The sequence below is a fragment of the Jeotgalibaca arthritidis genome, from assembly GCF_011100465.1.
GTDB lineage: Bacteria > Bacillota > Bacilli > Lactobacillales > Aerococcaceae > Jeotgalibaca > Jeotgalibaca arthritidis.
The window spans coordinates 1,437,179-1,454,072 of sequence record NZ_CP049740.1 but is presented as its reverse complement, the minus strand read 5'-3'; the positions used below and the strand labels follow the sequence as shown (position 1 = coordinate 1,454,072).

The window sequence follows — 16,894 nt, the reverse complement described above, 5'->3', positions numbered from 1 at the left end:
AGTCATGTCAGCTTAGTCTTGAAGCGGATTCCCGCAATGCGGACAGAATCTTGACCCCGTTGGATAAGCATGTTGGCAAAGGTCACACCTGCCCGTCGCTTGTCTTCCCTCTTGATAGAGGTCTAAATCTGTCAATTCAATACTAACTGTTTCATGCCGCTCAATTGCCTTACCTTTCTGTGAATCCAACACATACCAACTCTCACAGCAACTTGATTTAACCATATATTTTTTCCCAAAGGTAAAAATAGGAATAAAAAATAATCGGAATCGATTCCCCATTAAGTAAACCTCATAGCGACCAAAATGGCCACAGTTGTGGCAAGTTAAGGTTTGGTTGTAGTTAAGTTGCTTGCGAAATTGTCCCACATCAAAAAATAAAAACATGGCCTGTCATCCTTTCTAACGAATTAATTGATGATTAACAAGCGCAATTGTCCCATTTCTTCTTCGTTTAAGGTAATTCCTTTACCCATCTTCGTATGGTCAGGGCTCCAGTCACGAATATCGTATTTTGGTTCACCACCATTCCAACTCACTACGTTTAACTCTTTCGTCCAGCCACTTTTTGAGGTGCTCAGAACGCCAATCTCAGCAACAATTTCATAATTTAAGTCAGCCATCTTTATCTCTCCTTTTTCAACTAATAAGCGTTGCTCTCTTTCATAAGTCTAGTGTTTTTTAGTAAAAATTGCAATTATTATTATATATTTTTGTTCGCTATAAAAAAATAAACTGAGCGCAAATGATATGCTCCCCCTAAAGTAGACACTTGAAAAAGTAAAACTACTTAAGGGGGAGTTTTTTTGCGTTCAAATAGGAAACATACAACCAAAGAACTGGAAAGGTATATCCAGTTCTATCTGGAAGAAGGAAAAAGTTATCGGGAATTAAAGAAGGATTATGGATTGTTGTTAGCCGAAACGACCTTCGCTACCTGGAACATGGCATGTCCGGCATTCAGAGCCAGGCAAAAAATAATACTTACAGCCGAGCCTTCAAGGAAACGGTTGTCCAGGAGCACTTGCAAGAAGGAGTGACGCTCAGTCAGCTGACGAGCAAGCCCGGAGACCTTGGCTCCGGGCGGTCCCACGGCAATGCACAAGCAAACACGCAGGCCGGAGGGCATTTCCTTCGCCAACACCCAATACGGGGGCAATTAAAAATGCCATGCACAACAAACGTTATACATGGCATAAACTATTTTGTTTTTTTACCTGTCTACTTGACAGGGGGCAGTTCAAAGCGGAACGCACCTAAAATGGATACAAAAATCCCCAGTGAGCAAAAGGTCACTGGGGATTTCCTTCTGCCCTCAACAATGACAGCACTCCTTAATAGTCTTTGGGCAAGACTATCAGGCAGTTCCCGTCTTATTCAAACGGACCCCAACACAGCTAAGCTGCATTTCGGCGAAAAACCCTTTCGAAACCTACTGATTTTTTTCGCATCCTCTTTCAATATTGAACATGATTATTATCTTGCTTGTAATAGCCCTTATTGCTTTCAATTTCAATGAGAATAGCTTATTATCATAAATCCTTTATAAAGGTCTCATCAGTTCAGCTTGTAAGAGGTCATATTCTTCAAATGCAAGAGTGACATTGTGCTGAGCGAAGTAGCGATAAGTTTGGGCAATTCGAACGGCATAAGCTTGGGGAAGTTGTTCCAATTGCTTTGCTGCTTTTATAGTTGGTTTTTGGGTAGGTAGTAGTTGGTTATTTAAGGCAAATAGGAACTGATTCCACTTGTCGACCGTTTGACTAAAATAACTAATGAGTTCATGATTGTTCGTTGTATCGCTTATTTGACGTGCTTCTTCCATAAGAGTTTGAGCTTGGTTTAAGTATATGATCAGGTTTAATGGACGAACCGCAATTAAGAGTTGGGTGAGCAGCTGGTCTTCGTCTTCATGATCGTTGAGATAAATCTCCTCTGATTGGTCGTACTTAACAAAACCGTGGTCAGCTAACCATTTCTCTGCTTCTTTATAGAGTTTGGGTATTTTTTCGTAAGGTCCTTTGTCGTAACAACTTAAATAAAGGCCTGCCACTTTTTGAGATGGCTCAATAGAGCCGGTTCCATTGAGTGGTACAGCAAGAGGAAATCCTGCTTCATAAGTGACTCCCCCTTTTCTGAATTGATGGTAGTAGACAAAAAAATCGCCGGCAGGGTAGCTATTTTGGCTTGTTAAATAGGTTAATAGCTCTACTTTATGCTTGTTTAAATTAGGAATTAACTGATTTAGGGCAACTGTTTCTTTGATAACAACTGTTGGTTGACTGTGGCGTTCAATCAGCTGCCACTGACTTATTTGGACCATCTTCATTCCCCCTACTCATTTTCTTATGACAAGAATAGCATATTTTACGGGTGGAGGGTAAATGTTTGCTATAATACAATAAGAAAAGGGAATGAGGTGGCTAAAGGATGAGACAATTTTTAAAACGAGCCATAACGATTTTTTTGCTAATTGGGACGTTCTTCTATGTGGTTGACAGTGGGCTATTAGTCACTCAGATCGTGCCTTTTTTCCAAAACTTAGCACCGCAAGCTCCGACTAGTGAATCTATCACAGATTCATCTAGCATGGAACACTTTGTTATTAATCAACCCTTTAGCCAGCCTGACGAAGTCGATGAGCAATTACTTCGCGATACTATCCTACAACTAACTAACGATCTACGTAGCAGTTTAGAAGTCGGAACCTTAACCCAAAACGAAACCCTCCAACAAGCCGCTGATATTAGAGCACTCGAGTCTGCTCAAAGCTTTTCGCATACAAGACCGGATGGCAGTGACTTTTATACGGTGTTAAATGAAGAGAGTCTTTCTTATTCTTATCAAATCACAGGAGAAAACTTAGCACTAGCCACTTATCATTTGGATGATGTGGGGATGGCAGAATTTCTTTTCGATGGTTGGGTAGAAAGCCCCGGCCACTACCAAAATATGATTGAGGCTGACTTTTCAGAACTAGGTGTTGGCATCTACTATGACGGTGATATTTTATACTTGGTTCAAATTTTTGGCACTGCCTATTAAAAAAACCAAGAAAGACGCGTTTTGTCGCAGTCTTTCTTGGTTTTTAATTACATTTTATTTGGTGCTTTAACGCCTAGTAGACGTAAGCTTTCTTGTAAAATAACTGTTGTTGCTTTAACTAGCACAAGACGAGCATTCTTTTCTGCATCGTCATTTAAAATACGTGTGTTACCGTAGTATTTGTTAAAGGCTTGTGATAAATGTAAAGCATACTTAGCAATCACAGATGGTTCGAATTTTTCGAAGGCTGTCATCACTACAACTGGGAAGCTGTTGATTAATTTAATCACATCCCATGCATAGTCGTCACTCAAGCTTAGTGGTTGGTCAAGGTCAAGTTCCACCGCTGCTTTACGCAAGATACTTAACGCACGAGCGTTCGTATATTGTACGTAAGGACCCGTTTCACCTTCAAATTGCACCACTTCTTCTAAAACAAAGTCAAAGTTATTTAAGCGATCATTTTTAAGATCGTGGAAAATAACAGCGCCAATACCAACTTGTTTAGCTACTTCTTCTTTATCTTCAAGGCTTGGGTTTTTCTCATTAATTTGAGCCATAGCCAAGTTTGTTGCCTCGTTCAACACTTCTTCTAGCAAAATAATTTTACCTTTACGTGTTGAAAGTTTCTTACCACCTTGTGTAATCAAGCCGAATGGAATGTGGTGCATATCATCTGCCCAGTCATAGCCCATTTCAGTTAAAACAGCCTTCAATTGTTTGAAGTGGTTTGATTGCTCGTTACCCACTGCATATAAAGACAATGCAAAATCGTAAGTACGTTTACGGTAGATAGCTGCCGCTAGGTCACGTGTAATATATAGCGTTGCGCCGTCGCTCTTCTTAATCAAGGCAGGATTCAAGTTGTATTTTTCTAAATCAACGATTGTTGCACCACGGTCAGTCGTTAGAAGGTTTTTCTCTTCTAGTAATTGAACCACTTCATCCATTTTATCGTTGTAGAATGCTTCTCCGTTAAATGAATCGAAATCGATATCAAGCATATCGTAGATTTTCATGAACTCTTTTAGTGACTCTTCGCGGAACCATTTCCATAGCTCGTTTGCTTCTTGGTCGCCGTCTTCTAGTTTCTTGAACCATTCACGCGCTTCGTCTTCCAACTCTGTTTCTTCTTCCGCTACTTCATGGAAGTGAACGTAAAGTTTCAATAATTGTGCGATAGGATCAGCTTTAACATCTGCTTCATTTCCCCATTTTTTGTATGCCACAATCAACTTACCAAATTGTGTTCCCCAGTCACCCAAGTGGTTAATTTTAACCGGTTGGTAACCAACTTTTTCAACAATATTAGCTAATGCATTCCCGATAACAGTTGAACGTAAATGCCCCATTGAGATTGGTTTAGCAATGTTTGGTGATGACATATCGATTGGAACTGTTTTACCTTCTCCAACTGTCGCATTACCGAATGCTTCTTTTTCGCTAGCGATTTCTTTTAGAACAGCTGCACTAATTTCACTCTTATTTAGGAAAAAGTTTAAGTAAGGTCCTACTGTTTGTGCTTTTTCAATAAATGGGTGGTTAATTTTCTCTGCTAGTTCATTCGCAATCATTGGTGGTGCTTTGCGCAATGCTTTCGCTAAAGCGAAAGCTGGGAAAGCCACATCCCCATGATCATCATGTTTAGGGTTCTCAAGTAAGTTAAAAACCGCTTCTTCTGTTAAATGCTCAGCAACATGTTGGTGAATTTCTTTTGCAATTAGTAATTTATAATCCATTCTTCTACTCCTTCATGGTTTCTTGCCATTATTTACTGTTCTCTTGTAGACAAAAAAAAGCGTCCTCTTTTGCCATGCAAAAGAGAGACGATCATCCGTGGTACCACTCTCGTTCAGTGCCAGACAGCACCCTTCTTACCGTTAACGGAGCTACCCGAACAATCCTACTCATTTCAGACTATTTTCAAAAGAAGTGCGGTTCATTTCTCGCTTCCTTGTGGGCTCTCACCTTTCCCACTCGCTAAAAAGGAATCTGACAAATTACTCTCTTCTTTATCGAATCTCTATATCTACAATAATATAGCAATAAAAGCTTGACTTGTCCATGTTTTTTTGAAAAGTCTTATCTTTTGAGTCTACTTTCTTTTTTCAGTAAACTAAAGTCATAAAACAACTCATCTTGAGGAGGAAATGTGATGCCTTGGACAGAAAACGATTATCCCAATAGTTGGAAAAACTTTGACCAGACGACTAGACTTAAAGCCATTGATATCGCCAATGCCATGTTAGCTGATGGCTACAAAGAAAGTGACGCTATTCCAATCGCAACTGCTAAAGCCAAAGAATGGGCTGAAGACGCTACTAGTTCTGATAAACAGCAACTCAAGGAAAAAGATATTACCGACCATCAAGCTGATGCTAACAATAAAGGTGCTGACTATATTGAAAAGGACGTCCATGTCCGCTACGTCGAAGAGGACGACCACTGGGAAGTAAAAACAGAAGGCGCCAAACAAGCATCTGATACCTTTTCCACAAAAAAAGAAGCAGAAAACCGCGCCAAGGAAATCGCTGCTAACCGAGACACACAGGTTATTTCACATAAGAAGAATGAATAAAAGCTAAACTGAGAGATACAACACTCAATTTGGAGCTGTATCTTACACACTTACATAAAAATGGCACCCAAGATCTTGGGTGCCATTCTTTTTCGATTAATGAGCTTGAATAAATTCGGTTATTGCTGAAATAGTCATTGCTTGTTGGTCTTTGGCTGATAGACTTGCTTGTCCATCACCTTCTTGATGACCATAATCACCAAACTGTCCATGGTTGCCGCCGTCAATAATGACTTCTTTAAAATCAGCTGGTAACATCGGTTGATATTCCGCTAATTTTTCCATATTCAAAACCCCATCTTGGCTACCGTGAATACTCATCACAGCCAGGCCAGATTCCGATAAATCTGCTGTTGAATAGGAAGCCAATAAAATAAGACCTTTGATTTTATCGCTATTAGCTTCAGCGAAAATAGCGCCCATCGAGCCGCCTAATGAATGTCCTGCTAAATACCAATTTGTGATTTCTGGATGAGCTGCGATAATGTCCTCTGCAGCATCACTATCAAAGACTGCTAGATTAAAGGGCATTTCTGCTAAGAAGACTTGATAACCTGATTCTGCTAACCCTCTCATTAAGGGCGCATAGGCTGTTTCATCCACTTTTCCACCCGGATAAAAAATAATGCCAACTGTTTCATCCACTACTTGGCTTGGGCTAAACTGAATCACACCGTCTGCTTCTTTTACTGTTACCGATTCATCTGACGCAAGCGCTGAAATAGCCACTTCTGTTCCTTCATAGTAGTCATTCACATACCAGAAAAAGCCAGCAAAGCAGATAACGAATACTGTAGCAACGATAATTCCGATTCGTTTTAAGTTTTTCATTCTTACACCTCAATCTAAAATTGATAAGCCATGACGACAACGATGCTGGGGTTAGCGCGTTTCAGTTGACTAAATAAACTTAAAAGCATCACACCGTAGCGGCCCAGTTGCTGGCTGATCGCTTGTGGGTGACGAATCACAATCCGTTTAGGAGTGAAATCCGTTGTTAGGCAGTCCCACAAAGCATCCAAATTTCGACCATAATGGTCGGCTAAGCCTAACTGCCGGCTAAGGTAATCATGACTTGTTTCCTTGTCTAAAAATTCTCTACCATCTAAAATGATTTGTTCCATGCTTACTCCTCCCCGTATAGGTGTTCGAAGCTTTTGTAATGATCATCTGTATAGTAAATCAAACCGTCATTCGAAAAAATAAGGCGTTTGGCGTTACGGTAACCACCTTCGTAGTCAATGTCTGCCTCATAGTAATCGCGGCCCGACTCGTCAGGTAGCAACCCTTCGTAGTTTCCGAAATAATCGCCGCCAATGGACATGCCGTCTGCTACCTCCCAAAGATTTCCTTTAGCATTATCCCAGCCCAATTCTCTAGCTTCCGATTTGGTTAAGTAGTTGGGTGGCAGTTCGTCGTAGGTAATCAAGTAGTCGGTTACCTCGTCTTTGGAGGAATACCATTCGCCTTCTATGACACCAACTTCAGTTTGATTGTCTTCTAGCGGTGATACGAGTTGTTCAAAATCAACAGTTGTACAGGCAGCTAGCAGCCCTACCATTAAAAATAAGAGTGATGATTTGGACAACCACTTTTTAACTATTGCTAACATCTTCATAACGCTCCTTAACTCTTCTTCACAAATTTATGACTACATGACGGACACTTGATGGCGATCTTACCCTTGCCTTTTGGTACTCTTACTTTTTGGCCGCACTCTGGGCACTTGTAAAAGCGATGTGTTTTTCTTTGCTTCATCCGATTTTGCTTATTCATCAAGCGATTACGGAAATCATTAATCCGTCCCATTACTTGATTTCGGTATTTTAAATAAAGTTGATTTTCTCTGTAATAGCGTTGTTTGTCTTTCGAAAATATTCGGACGTACAACACAATAATCGCTGAAAAACCTAACCACAATATTGTTTTGAGCGATAATATAATCCCCATCAATCCTAGAACAACACCTAATTTTAATAAAAAGCGTGTTAAATCATCTGGGCGGTTTGTCTTTTTCATTGTTTCTTGAAACCAAGCTAACAGTTTATTCATCTATGGATACAACCTCTTTTCTTTTTCAGTCTTGTTTATTATAGCTCAAAGATAGCCTGCTGACACTGGTCCAAGGTCTGAAAAACGTCTTATTTATAGTTGGAGGACGTTAAAAGTGTTTTTTTATTTCCTTTAAACAACAAAAAAACGAAGCCAGCTTATTCACTGTCTTCGTTTGATAATCCATCTATATTAAGCTTCAATCTTTTCTTTAATATATGTGTGCACTTGATTGGTTGGCATATCTAAGGCAATGGAAAATTCGCTATACAACAGGTCTTCTGCCTTACGCAAGTAATATTTGTCGGTCTGACCGATTTTTTTATTCTTCTTTTCGGCAATATCTTCTTTCGTTGTCACCGTTTTAATAATTTGTATTAATTCACTGCAGTCATTAGCGAGCAGCATTTCAGTATATTTGTTCTTTAGGAATGTCGCATTTGTCGGCCCATCTGTCTCTGCTTGGATGGTAGGAATCTCACTTATTAAACGTTCTGCAGCCTCTTTGGTAATGACAGGTCGCATTGAAACTTTAGTATCGACTGGTGTATAAACTGTACCACTTCTATAAACAGGTTGTAAAACGTAATATATTTTTTTTTCGTTCATACCTGTTAAATCAAGCGCTTCAATCGCCGTAATCTGACAAACACCTTCGTTACCATAAACAACATAATCTTCCACTTGATACAATGCAAGTCCTCCTTTAAATTTGTGTGCAACGAACAATATATATTTTTTGCACATCACTATATATATATTATAACAGAAAAAACAAAAAAATGTAAGCGACTAAAAATGATGCTTGTTATAGCAACTTTTTTTTGAAAATAAAAAACTATCCCTCTTTTTAAAAGGGACAGTTTCCTTAATCCATTTCAGTTGTTTCAAGTTGTTCTACCATATCCACAAACTGGTTACGGTGGTTAGACGTATCAATTGGGTCTGCAAAATCTGAACGATTCCCAATAATTTGAATATGCTGTTGATGATTAGTGAAAGTCGTTGGGGCATCGCCACCATATTCGCCATCTAAATTAATCATCAAGCGTTGGTTATCTTTCGATTCGACTTTTACAAAACTGGTCTTCGCATAAAGGACTTGTGGATGATTTAAATGTTTTCCACCATTCAAGACTGCTGCAATAATTTGTAGAATTTCAAAAATATTAGCAGTTTTTAAGATAAACAAGGAAAACTTCCCATCACCTAAGACAATATTAGGATCTAGCATTTCAAAGCCACCCGTTGAATTGGTCATTGCCACGAAAAACATTGACGCGCTACCATCATAAACGCCGCCTTCATACTCCACTCGCATGTGAATCGGTCTCACACTTGGCAATTTTTCAGCACCTTTTACCAAATAAGCCAAGTAACCAAAAATCGTTTTTAGTTTAGCTGGAACTTCATAAGTCAAGTCGGTTAAGTAACCACCCGCTGCAATATTCACAAAATACTGATCATTGGCTTGACCAATGTCCATGGGTATGACGTGTCCAGCCGCAATCACTTCAGCAGCAGCCAACAAATCTGATCGTGGAATTTTCAATGCTCGTGCATAGTCATTAGTGGTACCAGCAGGGATAATCCCTACTTTCGGACGTCGTTCTAAATCGGCAATCCCACTAACTACTTCATTAATGGTGCCGTCGCCACCTGCCGCTACAAGTAAATCAAAACCAGCTAAAGCCGCTCGTCTTGCTTCATTTTGTGCAGACTTTGGTTCCGCTGTTGTCGCGTAGGTGCTCGTTTCATAACCAGCCTTTTCTAGAATGCGCAAAATGTCGAGCATATTTTTCGTTAAAATTTCTCGACCTGCTGTTGGATTATAAATTATTCTTGCTCGCATGTTTCAGTGCCTCGTCTTTCGCTATTCAATATGCCAGTCATTATAGCACACTTTGGTTTTTCTAGCTAAATTTTATCGATGAACAAGTCGCACTTCCACTCCATAATGATCGCTGACTACTGGCCCTGTTTTCCCATCAAAAATAACCCGGTAAGTTTCAACGCTAAAATCTGCCGTCAGAAAAATATAGTCAATACGCAGTTGTTGATGATTCCCTTCCCAGCCGTCAATACTTTTTTCAACGGTATAGCGGCCCTGTTTTTCAGAAGCTAATTGGTAAGCGTCATGTAATTGTGGCGCTGTTTGGTGTACGTAGTCATAACCTTCTTCACGAACATCAGCTGCGTTATTCAAATCTCCCATTAACATAATCGGTCCAGACTCTTGTTTTAAGTAGTCAAGGGTTCGATCCCATTCATAAGAAAAACCTGCTTCTTGATCTGCTTGCCACCACGAATAATGGCTGCTTACAATACGAACCGTCTGTCCAAACACCTTCGTTTTCCCAATTAATAAGCGGCGCGTATGGTAGTCTGAAAAGTCATCTTCGACAGACACACGACAGTCGCTAGCTTGGATAGGTTGTTTAGATAAAATCGCTACCCCTTCCGCATAACGGTCATAACCAATGTGACTAGCAGTCCAAGACCAATAGTAGCTACGTCCTCTTTCTTTCAATAACTCTGTTAAGACATAAGCGAAGTTATCAACATGAATGGGACGTTGTTTAGCTACAGCTTGAAAAAACTGATCGGTTGTTGCTTGTTTAGAATCGAGAAGTTGATTCACTTCTTGTAATGCAACAACTTCATAATCCATTTCAATAATCCGGTCGGCCAACTGTATTAGTTTTTCATTGGCCTCCTCTTCCATCCAGCTGTGTGTATTTAACGTCATGATATAAGTCATAGTCTCTTCCTTTCTAATGACACAAAAAGCCAGGAATCACTTCCCAGCTTTTTGTTTATTTATCTGATTAGCTTTCAAAATAACCAATAACAGCTTTTGCATCTTGCTGTCCTTCTTGAGTGAGTTGGTAAGATTGTACCTTATCTCCATTGGTTAAAACAACAACGATCGTTGTTTCTTTTCCTTCAGCCTTAACAGCTTCTAAGTTCATCTCTGCCAATAAGTCTCCAGCAGCAATGGTTTGTCCTTCTTCAACATGCAAGTTAAAAGCTGCTTCTTTTAATTCAACGGTATTTAATCCCATATGAACTAAAACATCTACACCCGATGCCGTTTGCAAACCAATGGCATGCTTAGTCGGGAAAACAGAAACGACTTTACCAGCAACTGGGGAATAAACCAGCTTATCTGTTGGTTCAACAGCAAATCCGTCTCCCATCATTTTCCCTGCAAAAACGGGATCGTTAACCTTTTCAATGGCAATAATGTTACCAGTAGCTACACTCAATAAATCTGTTTTTTCACGCTGCATTGAGTTATCAGATGTATATGCTGGTAATGCTACACCGGAATCCAATAAATCTTGAATATCAGATTTTAAGACATCTGCTTTAGGTCCATAGACCGCTTGAACGCCTTTATCTTTCACTATCAGTCCCATTGCGCCAAGTTTTTTCCATTCTAGCTCCTGAGCAACATCAGCGTTTTCTTTTACAGTTACACGTAGGCGTGTCATGCACGCATCCACATCAACAATATTGTCGCGTCCACCTAGTAGTCCAACAATAGACGCTGCTTGACTATCAACTGCTGCTCCATTTGATGAAGGTGTTGTTTCTGCATCCACCTCATAATTTCCATTACGGCCTGGTGTTGCAAAGTTAAATTTACGAATCATGAAGCTCGCTAAGAAATAAGTTAAGACACCATAAGCAATCACTACAATAACAAAATAAATCAAATCAGCACTCAGCCCTGCTTTAATTGCAAGTGGTGTTCGTGTCAATAATTCAATATTACCAAAAGAATGCAAACGTAGTGGCAAGATATCTGCCATCGCAAATGCAGTCCCTTGAATAAAGGCATAAACGACATACAATGGCACTGCCGCAAACATAAACATAAATTCAAGCGGTTCTGTTACACCTGTTAAGAAAACAGCTAATGCTGCTGAAATATACATGGATTTGTAGGCACCACGTTTGTCTGCATCGACATTTTTAAACATAGCTAAAGCAAGTCCCATTAAAATACCTGATGCACCAATCATTTGTCCAACTTTAAAACGAGCTGGCACCCAACCATTGATGACATACTCATACTGTGATGCATCAACACCACGCAAGTTTACTAAGTCAGTTGCCCATGCTAACCACAATGGATCCTGACCAAATACTTGTGTACCTGCCTGTGCGCCAGAAAGAATCGTATATGTGCCACCTAATTGCGTGTAGTTAATTGGAATCGTCAACATATGGTGTAAGCCAAATGGTAGTAGCAGACGTTCTAACGTTCCATACAAGAATGGTGCTAAAACAGGTGCAGAGTCTTGCGACTGCGCAATCCATAAACCAAAGTTGTTGATTCCTGCTTGAATATACGGCCAAACAACAGCTAATCCTAGTGAAATCACTGCCGACCATAGAATCACCACAAACGGGACAAAACGTTTACCATTGAAGAATGATAACGCATCTGGCAGCTTACGGAAATTATAGTATTTATTGTAAGCCATTGCGCCAACAAAACCGGCAATAATCCCAACAAATACACCCATATTAAGCGCTGGCGCTTCAAGTACACTCGTAAAGAATCCGTTTACCATAATCTTTGTACCAAAGAAAGTATGAGTAAATGCTTCTGGATCATTTAGCATATCCCCTGTGACACCAAATAAACTTCCGGTAATACGGTTAATTAAAATAAATGCAATTCCTGCTGAAAATGCACCACCCGCACGTTCCTTAGCCCAGCTTCCCCCGATGGCTAAAGCAAATAACAAGTGAAGATTGCCAATGACTGCCCAACCAATGTTTTCAATCACACTAGCAGTTGTTGTTAGCAACGCTAGGTCTGCATTAATCAGTGGTAATGTTTTACCAATACTAATCATTAAACCTGCTGCCGGCATAACGGCAATTACAACCATCAATGCTTTTCCAAATTTTTGCCAAAATTCAAAATTAAATACTTTTTTCAAACTATTTCCTCCTCAACTTTCCGATGCATAACGCAAACGGTTTCGTTAAAATATATTATAGTATCTCTCAAACAATTTGTAAACCCTTAATACCAAGTTTAAAACACAATATTTATTTAATAAAATTAATAATTCAATGAACCTCTTGACTACGCAACCGGTTGCGTCTATTATTAAGGCAAGTATTTATTAATTTATTAGGAGGAATTATGAATGAATAACGTACAACGTCTCTTCAATGTTGACCCATGGAAGGTATATACAAATACACTCGACCGGGAAAATTTACGCTTGCAAGAATCATTAACAAGTATTGGTAACGGTTATATGGGGATGCGTGGAAATTTTGAAGAATCTTATTCTGGTGACCACCATAAAGGGACTTACCTTGCTGGTGTCTGGTACCCCGACAAAACACGTGTTGGTTGGTGGAAAAATGGCTACCCTGAATATTTTGGTAAAGTGATTAACGCGGTTGACTTTGCGTCCATTGACTTGTATGTCAATGATCAAGCAGTTGATTTAGCAACTATGGATCCAGAAGAATTTTATTTGGAATTAGATATGAAGACTGGTGTTCTCACTCGCCATTTTACTCTAACTATTAATGATGTTACTGTTCGCTTTAATTTTGAACGGTTCTTGAGTTTGACGAAAAAAGAAATCGGCGCATTTCGACTAACCGTTGAAACCTTATCAGGGAACGGCTCATTAAATGTCGTATCAAAACTGAACGGTAACGTTCAAAATGAAGATAGCAACTATGGCGAAATGTTCTGGGAAGAAATCGAGACACAACCGTCTCACCTAACCATGCGTACCATCCCTAATCCATTCGGGGTGGACCAATTCACCGTAACAGCAGCTATGCAAAACCGTACAACTGTTACATCTGAACCAGCACAGTCTAGTCTTTTAGCTGAAGAATCCTTTGATTTTGAATTAGCAGAAGGAACAACCATTCAATTAGATAAATTCGTCGCTATTGTTACTAGCCGAGACATTGAAGAAAACCAGCAAGTAGCTGTTGCAACGGGTCTATTAACTGACCTAACAGAAACTTACGAAGAATTAAAAGCTGCCCATGCTGCTGCCTGGTTAGAGCGTTGGAAGTTAGCAGATGTGGTTATTGATGGTGATGTTGCAGCCCAACAAGGGATTCGTTTCAACCTCTTCCAGCTGTTTTCAACTTACTACGGTGAAGATGAGCGTTTAAACATTGGACCAAAAGGCTTTACAGGTGAAAAATATGGTGGTGCAACTTATTGGGATACAGAAGCTTATGCCGTACCACTTTACTTAGCTTTAGCTGATTCAAGTGTAACGAAAAATCTATTGAAGTACCGCTACAACCAGCTAGATGGCGCTATTCATAATGCTCGTCAACAAGGTTTAGCTGGCGCTTTGTATCCAATGGTGACATTCACTGGCGTTGAATGCCATAACGAATGGGAAATTACTTTTATGGAAATCCATCGTAACGGTGCTATTCCTTACGCTATTTACAACTATACTAACTACACTGGCGACGACAGCTACTTGAAAAAAGAAGGGCTTGAAATCCTTCTCGAAATTTCACGTTTCTGGGCAGACCGCGTTCACTTCTCTAAACAAACAGGCAAATACATGTTTCATGGCGTAACAGGACCAAACGAATACGAAAATAACGTTAATAACAACTGGTTCACGAATACAATCGCAGCTTGGGTGCTACGTTACACCATCGAAAATTATAAAAAGTATCAAGACACTGCAACGATTACGATTTCTGCCGACGAACTAGCGACTTGGCAAGACATCGTAGACAACATGTACTATCCTATTGACCCTGAGACAGGTGTCTTTATCCAACATGATACATTCATGGACAAAGATTTAATGGCAGTTTCTGAGGTTGATCCTAAGCATCTACCATTAAACCAAAATTGGTCATGGGATCGCATTTTACGATCTTGCTTCATTAAACAAGCGGACGTCTTGCAAGGTATTTATTACTTCGGCAATCAGTATACTGAAGAAGAAATTCGTAAAAACTTTGCATTCTACGAGCCAATGACCGTTCACGAGTCGTCACTTTCCCCTTCTATTCACGCTATTTTAGCTGCTGAATTAGGGATGGAAGAAAAAGCTGTTGAGATGTATCAACGTACAGCTCGACTTGACTTAGATAACTACAACAATGATACAGAAGATGGCCTTCATATTACATCCATGACAGGAAGTTGGTTGGCGATTGTTCAAGGCTTTGCTCAAATGAAGACTTGGAACGAAACCCTATCTTTTGCACCGTTTGTGCCCGCTTCATGGAATAGTTATGCCTTCCATATCAACTATCGTGGCCGCTTATTATTAATTACAGCTAACAAAGAAACCGTATCAATCGACTTACTAGAAGGTGAAGCACTAGCACTTCATTTGTATGGTGAAGCTGTTACATTAACAGATCGACTTGAAGTTGAAACAAGGGGGAAATAACAGATGTTTGAAGCCGTATTATTCGATTTAGATGGTGTCATTACAGATACCGCTGAGTACCACTACCAAGCTTGGAAAGGTTTAGCTAACAAACTAGGTATTGATATTGATCGCCGTTTCAATGAAAAACTAAAAGGAGTCAGTCGTGAGGATTCATTACAATTGATTCTTGAGCATGGCGGACAAACTGGACGCTATAGCGATGCAGAGTTTCAAGCCTTCGCAAAAGAAAAGAATGATTTTTACGTTGACTCCATTCAAGCTTTTTCAGCTAACGATATTTATCCAGGTATTCTAAATCTTTTAAAAGAACTAAAAGACAAAAACATTAAAATCGCCCTAGCATCTGCTAGCAAAAATGGTCCTTTCTTACTCGAGCGTATGGGACTAACTGAGTACTTTGATGCCATTGCTGATCCAGCTGCTGTTAAAGAAGGAAAGCCCGCTCCTGATTTATTTTTACTAGCGTCAGAATTAATTGGGGTTCCTATCCAACATTGTATAGGAATTGAAGATGCTAAAGCTGGTATTCAAGCGATTCATGCAGCAGGCGCTCTTCCAATCGGTGTTGGGACAGCAGAAGATTTGGGTAAGGATATCCCCCTTGTTTCTGATACAAGTCTATTGTCTTATGATTATTTGGTTTCAGAATGGCAGCAGACAAACGCCTAAAATAGTAGTATAATAGATAAAATAAAGAAGGAGGATAATCATGACGATTACTGTAAAAGATGTGGCGAAACGTGCCGGTGTTGCGACATCGACTGTTTCTCGGGTCATTAACGATCACCACAGCATTTCACCTGCTACTAAGAAAAAAGTTCGCAAAGTGATGGAAGAAATGGGTTATGTACCAAACAAAACCGCCCAAAACTTAGGTAAAGGTTCTGCAAATGCAATCGGCGTTATTCTTCCTCCCTTCGATTCAAAAGAACGGCTAGGAAATCCCTTTTATTTGGAGATTATCGAAGCCATTAACGAAGAAGCCCATAAACATGGGATGGCAACGGCCATCGCTTCTGCACGCGACTTTGATCATTTACTTTTAAATGTTAAACAGATGCATTTGCAACGGCAAGTCGATGGCTTCATCCTTCTTTATTCAGATCGGTCTGATCCTATCGTTGATTACTTAACGAAACATAAGATTCGCTTTACGTTAGTCGGCCAACCTTACAGACATGAAGAGAAGATTTCTTACGTCGATAATGACAACCAACTACTCGGAAAGCACGCAACCGATTATTTAATTAGAAATGGTCACAAGCGTATTTTATTTATTAGTAATACAACCGAGGAAATCTTGTATTTCGAACGTTACTTTGGTTATCAAAAAGCATTAATGCTGGCTGGACTTGACGTTTTCCCAGCAGTTACCTTGTTAGGTCCTGAAGATTACATGCACTTCGGCGATCATTTAAAAGAAACGAAAGCAACGGCAGTTGTTGTGATTGATGATATCTTTGCCCTTCGTATCATTCAACTAGCTGAATTACATCATTACAAAGTACCTGATGATTTGTCACTCATTAGTTTTAACAATTCTATTTTCGCAACATTGACGCACCCTTATTTAACAAGTGTCGATGTTGCCATACCAGACTTGGGTCGCCACGGCATCCAGGCCTTAATTAAGCAATTAAAAGAACCTGATCAGCCTTCAGCAGGCCTGAGAGTTGTCGTACCCCATCAATTGGTGGAGCGCGAAACCGTTCTAGATATTAATGAAAAAAAGGATTGAGTCTGAGGCTCAATCCTTTTTTATGTGGTAGAGCTTTTTTAA

At 39.8% G+C, this 16,894-nt stretch carries 17 protein-coding genes, 1 riboswitch and 1 other annotated feature; of the genes, 5 read left to right on the top strand and 12 right to left on the bottom strand.

All coding sequences use genetic code 11. The annotated features are described in order from the left end of the window. Positions 1 to 12: 12 nt before the first annotated feature. The 3 genes from G7057_RS07430 to G7057_RS07415 form a co-directional block, all read right to left on the bottom strand. A complete protein-coding gene (locus tag G7057_RS07430) occupies positions 13 to 387 on the bottom strand; it encodes a zinc-ribbon domain-containing protein (protein WP_166162441.1) in 375 nt (124 codons plus the stop codon). Between the two features lie 23 nt (positions 388 to 410). Beyond that, positions 411 to 623, bottom strand: coding sequence for a YdbC family protein (locus tag G7057_RS07425; protein ID WP_166162439.1), 213 nt, complete (start codon positions 621 to 623; stop codon positions 411 to 413). 694 nt (positions 624 to 1,317) lie between these two features. Then, positions 1,318 to 1,465: riboswitch (Lysine riboswitch) on the bottom strand. A gap of 78 nt (positions 1,466 to 1,543) precedes the next feature. Continuing rightward, entirely contained in the window at positions 1,544 to 2,323 is a 780-nt protein-coding gene (locus G7057_RS07415) for a GyrI-like domain-containing protein (protein WP_166162435.1), read from the bottom strand. Between the two features lie 107 nt (positions 2,324 to 2,430). On the opposite strand from G7057_RS07415, the gene G7057_RS07410 reads away from it, so the two are divergent. Next, on the top strand, positions 2,431 to 3,045 hold the full coding sequence (locus G7057_RS07410) for a CAP domain-containing protein (protein ID WP_166162433.1): 615 nt from the start codon (positions 2,431 to 2,433) through the stop codon (positions 3,043 to 3,045). Between the two features lie 47 nt (positions 3,046 to 3,092). Here the strand turns inward: G7057_RS07410 and argS are convergent, their stop codons facing one another. Further along, positions 3,093 to 4,784: an arginine--tRNA ligase gene (argS, locus tag G7057_RS07405; protein ID WP_166162431.1), complete on the bottom strand. Its 1,692-nt coding sequence runs from the start codon at positions 4,782 to 4,784 to the stop codon at positions 3,093 to 3,095. Positions 4,785 to 4,864: 80 nt separating this feature from the next. Next, positions 4,865 to 5,070 (bottom strand) — a binding site (T-box leader). Positions 5,071 to 5,200: 130 nt separating this feature from the next. Between argS and G7057_RS07400 the strand changes: the two genes are divergently transcribed. Next, positions 5,201 to 5,623: a DUF2188 domain-containing protein gene (locus tag G7057_RS07400; protein ID WP_166162429.1), complete on the top strand. Its 423-nt coding sequence runs from the start codon at positions 5,201 to 5,203 to the stop codon at positions 5,621 to 5,623. Between the two features lie 96 nt (positions 5,624 to 5,719). Here the strand turns inward: G7057_RS07400 and G7057_RS07395 are convergent, their stop codons facing one another. From G7057_RS07395 to G7057_RS07360, 8 genes are all read right to left on the bottom strand, one after another. Next, on the bottom strand, positions 5,720 to 6,454 hold the full coding sequence (locus tag G7057_RS07395) for an alpha/beta hydrolase (protein WP_166162427.1): 735 nt from the start codon (positions 6,452 to 6,454) through the stop codon (positions 5,720 to 5,722). Between the two features lie 14 nt (positions 6,455 to 6,468). Beyond that, positions 6,469 to 6,747 (bottom strand): barstar family protein, encoded by a 279-nt coding sequence (locus G7057_RS07390; RefSeq protein WP_166162425.1) that lies wholly within the window; start codon positions 6,745 to 6,747, stop codon positions 6,469 to 6,471. A 2-nt stretch (positions 6,748 to 6,749) separates the two neighbouring features. Beyond that, positions 6,750 to 7,235, bottom strand: coding sequence for a ribonuclease domain-containing protein (locus tag G7057_RS07385; protein WP_227004573.1), 486 nt, complete (start codon positions 7,233 to 7,235; stop codon positions 6,750 to 6,752). Positions 7,236 to 7,249: 14 nt separating this feature from the next. Continuing rightward, positions 7,250 to 7,675, bottom strand: a complete 426-nt coding sequence (locus G7057_RS07380) for a hypothetical protein (RefSeq protein ID WP_227004572.1) — start codon at positions 7,673 to 7,675, stop codon at positions 7,250 to 7,252. Between the two features lie 192 nt (positions 7,676 to 7,867). Then, positions 7,868 to 8,359: a CarD family transcriptional regulator gene (locus tag G7057_RS07375; protein ID WP_227004702.1), complete on the bottom strand. Its 492-nt coding sequence runs from the start codon at positions 8,357 to 8,359 to the stop codon at positions 7,868 to 7,870. A gap of 184 nt (positions 8,360 to 8,543) precedes the next feature. Next, positions 8,544 to 9,527: a diacylglycerol kinase gene (locus G7057_RS07370; protein WP_166162421.1), complete on the bottom strand. Its 984-nt coding sequence runs from the start codon at positions 9,525 to 9,527 to the stop codon at positions 8,544 to 8,546. A 72-nt stretch (positions 9,528 to 9,599) separates the two neighbouring features. Then, positions 9,600 to 10,436: an endonuclease/exonuclease/phosphatase family protein gene (locus G7057_RS07365; RefSeq protein ID WP_227004571.1), complete on the bottom strand. Its 837-nt coding sequence runs from the start codon at positions 10,434 to 10,436 to the stop codon at positions 9,600 to 9,602. 67 nt (positions 10,437 to 10,503) lie between these two features. Beyond that, positions 10,504 to 12,636: a PTS transporter subunit IIBC gene (locus G7057_RS07360; protein WP_166162419.1), complete on the bottom strand. Its 2,133-nt coding sequence runs from the start codon at positions 12,634 to 12,636 to the stop codon at positions 10,504 to 10,506. Between the two features lie 213 nt (positions 12,637 to 12,849). Between G7057_RS07360 and G7057_RS07355 the strand changes: the two genes are divergently transcribed. From G7057_RS07355 to G7057_RS07345, 3 genes are read left to right on the top strand one after another with little or no spacing between them, the layout of a single operon-like run. Then, the gene (locus G7057_RS07355; RefSeq protein WP_166162417.1) at positions 12,850 to 15,111 is read left to right on the top strand and encodes a glycoside hydrolase family 65 protein; all 2,262 of its coding nucleotides are present in this window, start codon (positions 12,850 to 12,852) and stop codon (positions 15,109 to 15,111) included. A 3-nt stretch (positions 15,112 to 15,114) separates the two neighbouring features. Further along, positions 15,115 to 15,783 (top strand): beta-phosphoglucomutase, encoded by a 669-nt coding sequence (pgmB, locus tag G7057_RS07350; protein ID WP_166162415.1) that lies wholly within the window; start codon positions 15,115 to 15,117, stop codon positions 15,781 to 15,783. Positions 15,784 to 15,823: 40 nt separating this feature from the next. Beyond that, positions 15,824 to 16,852: a LacI family DNA-binding transcriptional regulator gene (locus tag G7057_RS07345; RefSeq protein WP_166162413.1), complete on the top strand. Its 1,029-nt coding sequence runs from the start codon at positions 15,824 to 15,826 to the stop codon at positions 16,850 to 16,852. The last annotated feature ends 42 nt before the right edge of the window (positions 16,853 to 16,894 follow it).

Excerpts from the sequence above, each read along its gene's own strand:
- G7057_RS07430 (WP_166162441.1), bottom strand. The coding sequence starts at position 387 with ATGTTTTTATTTTTTGATGTGGGACAATTTCGCAAGCAACTTAACTAC.
- G7057_RS07425 (WP_166162439.1), bottom strand. The coding sequence starts at position 623 with ATGGCTGACTTAAATTATGAAATTGTTGCTGAGATTGGCGTTCTGAGC.
- G7057_RS07415 (WP_166162435.1), bottom strand. The coding sequence starts at position 2,323 with ATGGTCCAAATAAGTCAGTGGCAGCTGATTGAACGCCACAGTCAACCA.
- G7057_RS07410 (WP_166162433.1), top strand. The coding sequence starts at position 2,431 with ATGAGACAATTTTTAAAACGAGCCATAACGATTTTTTTGCTAATTGGG.
- argS (WP_166162431.1), bottom strand. The coding sequence starts at position 4,784 with ATGGATTATAAATTACTAATTGCAAAAGAAATTCACCAACATGTTGCT.
- G7057_RS07400 (WP_166162429.1), top strand. The coding sequence starts at position 5,201 with ATGCCTTGGACAGAAAACGATTATCCCAATAGTTGGAAAAACTTTGAC.
- G7057_RS07395 (WP_166162427.1), bottom strand. The coding sequence starts at position 6,454 with ATGAAAAACTTAAAACGAATCGGAATTATCGTTGCTACAGTATTCGTT.
- G7057_RS07390 (WP_166162425.1), bottom strand. The coding sequence starts at position 6,747 with ATGGAACAAATCATTTTAGATGGTAGAGAATTTTTAGACAAGGAAACA.
- G7057_RS07385 (WP_227004573.1), bottom strand. The coding sequence starts at position 7,235 with ATGTTAGCAATAGTTAAAAAGTGGTTGTCCAAATCATCACTCTTATTT.
- G7057_RS07380 (WP_227004572.1), bottom strand. The coding sequence starts at position 7,675 with ATGAATAAACTGTTAGCTTGGTTTCAAGAAACAATGAAAAAGACAAAC.
- G7057_RS07370 (WP_166162421.1), bottom strand. The coding sequence starts at position 9,527 with ATGCGAGCAAGAATAATTTATAATCCAACAGCAGGTCGAGAAATTTTA.
- G7057_RS07365 (WP_227004571.1), bottom strand. The coding sequence starts at position 10,436 with ATGACTTATATCATGACGTTAAATACACACAGCTGGATGGAAGAGGAG.
- G7057_RS07355 (WP_166162417.1), top strand. The coding sequence starts at position 12,850 with ATGAATAACGTACAACGTCTCTTCAATGTTGACCCATGGAAGGTATAT.
- pgmB (WP_166162415.1), top strand. The coding sequence starts at position 15,115 with ATGTTTGAAGCCGTATTATTCGATTTAGATGGTGTCATTACAGATACC.
- G7057_RS07345 (WP_166162413.1), top strand. The coding sequence starts at position 15,824 with ATGACGATTACTGTAAAAGATGTGGCGAAACGTGCCGGTGTTGCGACA.